The organism is Bradyrhizobium sp. 61 (assembly GCF_023073075.1).
In the GTDB taxonomy this organism is placed as follows: domain Bacteria; phylum Pseudomonadota; class Alphaproteobacteria; order Rhizobiales; family Xanthobacteraceae; genus Bradyrhizobium; species Bradyrhizobium barranii.
Window position 1 is genome coordinate 1 of record NZ_JADPIU010000106.1, and the last position, 783, is coordinate 783.

At 64.4% G+C, this 783-nt stretch carries 1 protein-coding gene; it reads right to left on the reverse strand.

Annotated elements, in window-relative coordinates; all coding sequences use genetic code 11:
• Positions 1-770: GDP-L-fucose synthase (locus tag IVB46_RS40920; RefSeq protein ID WP_276010590.1), on the reverse strand; the 770-nt coding region annotated here is incomplete at its 3' end.
• Between the last annotated feature and the right edge of the window lie 13 nt (positions 771-783).

The window sequence follows — 783 nt, forward strand, 5'->3', positions numbered from 1 at the left end:
GCGAACTCGGCGATGGTGATGTCCTCGCCGGTGCCGATGTTGACCAGCTCCGCGCTCGAATAGGTCTTCATCAGGTGCACGCAGGCATCCGCCATGTCGTCGACATAGAGGAACTCGCGCCGGGGCGTGCCAGTGCCCCACACGATGACGCTCTTTGCGCCTGCGACTTTCGCCTCGTGGAAGCGGCGGATCAGAGCGGCGACGACGTGGCTCAGCTCGGGGTGATAGTTATCGCCGGGCCCGTACAGATTGGTCGGCATCACGCTGATGAAGTCGCTGCCATACTGGCTGCGATAGGCCTCCGCCATCTTGATGCCGGCGATCTTGGCAATCGCGTAGGGCTCGTTGGTCGGCTCCAGCGGACCTGATAGCACGGAATCCTCGCGCAAGGGCTGCGGCGCCAGCTTCGGATAGATGCAGGACGAGCCCAGAAACATCAGCTTCTCGGCGCCGTTGAGATGCGCGGCCTGGATCACGTTCGCGGCAATCGCGATGTTGTCGTAGATGAACTCGGCACGCAGCGTGTTGTTGGCGACGATGCCGCCGACCTTGGCCGCGGCGAGGAAGATCACTTGCGGCCGCGCTTTCGCGAACCAGTCGAACACGGCGGCCTGGTTGCAGAGATCGACCTCGCGCCGGTCGACCGTGACGAGGTTCACGTCCTCCCGCGCCAGCCGGCGCACCAGCGCGGCTCCGACCATGCCGCGATGGCCGGCGACATAGACGCTTTTGCCCCTCAGCTCAAACGGTGCGTTTGCCACTGGCCGCATCCCGTTTTGCCTC